The 2,733-nt window shown below is 73.5% G+C and carries 3 protein-coding genes; all 3 read left to right on the forward strand.

What is annotated here, in order from left to right; genetic code table 11:
* Positions 1-69: 69 nt before the first annotated feature.
* The 3 genes from alr to tsaE are packed head-to-tail and all read left to right on the forward strand — an operon-like array spanning position 70 to position 2,707.
* Complete coding sequence (gene alr, locus SACHA_RS0113445) at positions 70-1,230, forward strand: alanine racemase (protein WP_019810615.1); 1,161 nt, start codon at positions 70-72, stop codon at positions 1,228-1,230.
* Positions 1,230-2,234, forward strand: a complete 1,005-nt coding sequence (locus SACHA_RS0113450; protein ID WP_019810618.1) for an alpha/beta fold hydrolase — start codon at positions 1,230-1,232, stop codon at positions 2,232-2,234. The genes alr and SACHA_RS0113450 overlap by 1 nt, the downstream gene beginning before the upstream one ends.
* Positions 2,222-2,707, forward strand: a complete 486-nt coding sequence (tsaE, locus tag SACHA_RS0113455; protein WP_028663162.1) for a tRNA (adenosine(37)-N6)-threonylcarbamoyltransferase complex ATPase subunit type 1 TsaE — start codon at positions 2,222-2,224, stop codon at positions 2,705-2,707. The genes SACHA_RS0113450 and tsaE overlap by 13 nt, the downstream gene beginning before the upstream one ends.
* Positions 2,708-2,733 lie beyond the last annotated feature (26 nt).

Consider the following 2,733-nt stretch of genomic DNA (forward strand, 5'->3'; position numbering starts at 1 on the left):
AGGGAGCGAGCAGCGACGGAGGAGGCACGTGAGCGAGTCCGAATGCGGCGGGGTGGTCGCCGCGTCCCCATGGTCGCGGCGAGTGCGGCCGTGAACGGCGGGGCGGGCGAGCGGGCGACCCGGGCGGAGGTCGTCGTCGATCTCGACGCGATACGGCACAACCTCGGCCTGCTCGCTTCCCGCGCGGCCGCGTCCGGTTCCGCCACGATGGCCGTGGTGAAGGCGGACGGCTACGGCCACGGCGCGGTGCCGGTGGCGCGCGCGGCCGTGGAGGCCGGGGCGGAGTGGCTGGGAACGGCGTCGGTGGAGGAGGCGCTCGACCTCCGCCGCGCGGGCATCACCGCGAGACTGTTCAGCTGGTTGGACACCCCGGAGGTGGATTTCGCCCCGGCGATCGAGCGGGATGTCGATCTGTCGGTCAGTTCGGCGGGGGAGCTGGCCCGTGTCGTCGAGGCGGCCGCCCGGGCCGGGAGGCGTGCGCGGGTCCATCTCAAGATCGACACCGGCTTGTCCCGGAACGGGTGTCCGGCCGACGAGTGGCCGAACCTGGTCAAGGCCGCGGCGGCGGAACCGGACGTGCATGTCGTGGCGGTGTGGTCGCACCTGGCGTGCGCCGACGATCCCGGGCATCCGTCGATCGACGACCAGGCGCGGCGGTTCGCCGCCGCCTACGACCGTGCGCTCGACGCGGGGCTGGCGCCGCTGCGGCACCTGGCGAACTCGGCGGCCACGCTCACCCGGCCGGACCTGCACTTCGATCTCGTGCGCCCGGGCATCGCGATGTACGGGCTGAACCCGGTGCCGCAGGCGGAGGACCTGTGGCCCGCGATGACGTTCCGGTCGAGTGTGGTGCTGACCAAACGGGTCGCGGCGGGTGAGTCCGTGTCGTACGGACACACGTGGACGGCCCCGCAGGACACCACGCTGGCGTTGGTTCCGGTGGGGTACGCCGACGGGGTCCCGCGGTCGTTGTCCGGGCGGATGAGTGTCCGCCTGGCGGGTCGGCGGCGGCCCGTGGTGGGCCGGGTGTGCATGGATCAACTGGTGGTCGACTGCGGCGGTGACGAACCCGCCGTGGGCACCGGGGTCGAACTGTTCGGCACCGGCCGGGACGGGGGCCCCACCGCCACCGAGTGGGCCGAGACGATCGGCACGATCGACTACGAGATCGTCACGGGGATGTACCGGCCCCGCGTCCGCCGGCGCCACCTGGGGCGGGGAGCGCCCTGATGTCCCGGGCCGGGCGGGATCCGCGTTCCGACGGGCCGTTCGCCGGGGCCCGTACCCAGCGCACGGCGACCGTCGCGGCCGACGACGGCACCCCGCTCGCCGTCGAGGAGATCGGGCCGCCCGACGGGACGGCCGAGCTGACGGTGGTGGGGGTGCACGGATTCGCGCTGTCCCGCCGGAGCTGGCTGTTCCAACAGCGCGATCTCGCCGCGTTGCGCCTTCCCCGGGTGCGGCAGGTGTACTACGACCACCGGGGGCACGGGCAGTCGGCGCCGTCGCCCGCCGAGACGAGCACGATCGAACAGCTCGCCGCGGATCTGCACGCGGTGTTGCGGACGGTGCCCGCCGACGAGCCGATCGTTCTGGTCGGCCACTCCATGGGTGGCATGGTGGTCATGGAGCTGGCGCACCGGGCGCCCGCCCTGTTCGGGGACCGCGTCCGGGGCGTGGCCCTGATCGCCACGGCGGCCGGGGAGGTCGGCGCGAGCGGGCTGCCGAAGTCCCTGCTGTGGAAGTACAACCCGCTGACCCGCGGGGTGGGGGAGCTGGCCGGGTGGCAGCCGGGTCTGGTGGAGTTCGTCCGTGCTGCGGGCGGGCAGCTCACCCGGCGTGCCGTGCGGCGGTTGGCCTTCGGCAGCGACGACGTCGACTCCGCAGCGGTCGATTTCATGTTGGACATGCTCGGGGACACGCCGGTCCGGCAGTTGACGCACTTCGTGGACACCCTCGGCAGCCACGACCGCTACGCCGCACTGGCGGGGCTCGAACACACCGACGTACTCGTCGTCGGGGCGGATGCGGACCGGTTGACCCCGTTCGCGCACACCGAGCGGATCGCGGTCGAGTTGCCGAACGCCCGGTTGCTGCGGGTGCGGGGTGCGGGGCACATGGTGCATCTGGAGCAGCCGGACCTGGTCAACAGCCACCTCATCGACCTGCTGCGCGAGTGCCGCGGCACGGACGGGAGGTGTTCGACGGGGAGGAACAGATGGTGGCGCAGGTGAGTGTGGAACTGCCGACCCCGGAGGACGCCGTCCAATTCGGGCGGTCGTTGGGGCGCGTGCTGGACGCCGGGGACCTGGTGTTGCTGGCCGGGCCGCTCGGTGCGGGCAAGACGACGCTGGCACGCGGGGTGGCCGAGGGGATGGGGGTGTCCGGCCGGGTCAGCTCACCCACCTTCGTGCTGGCGAGGGTCCACCCGGCCGGCGGGTCCGGGGTGTCGTTGGTCCACGTCGACGCCTACCGGCTCGGCGGTGACCTCTCCCAGCTCGACGACCTCGACCTGGACACCGACCTCGAACACGCCGCGGTCCTGGTGGAGTGGGGCGAGGGGATGGCCGAACGTCTGTCCGAGGACCACCTGGTCGTGCGACTCGAACGCCGGGACGACGACGTCCGCGTCGCGACCCTCGAACCGCACGGGTCGTGGACGGCCCGGGTCGCCGGGGCGCCTTTCGCGGGCGAACCGCGCCCTTGACCCCCCGGCGGCGCCCCCCGGCGAGC

It is taken from the genome of Saccharomonospora halophila 8 (assembly GCF_000383775.1).
In the GTDB taxonomy this organism is placed as follows: Bacteria; Actinomycetota; Actinomycetes; order Mycobacteriales; family Pseudonocardiaceae; genus Saccharomonospora; species Saccharomonospora halophila.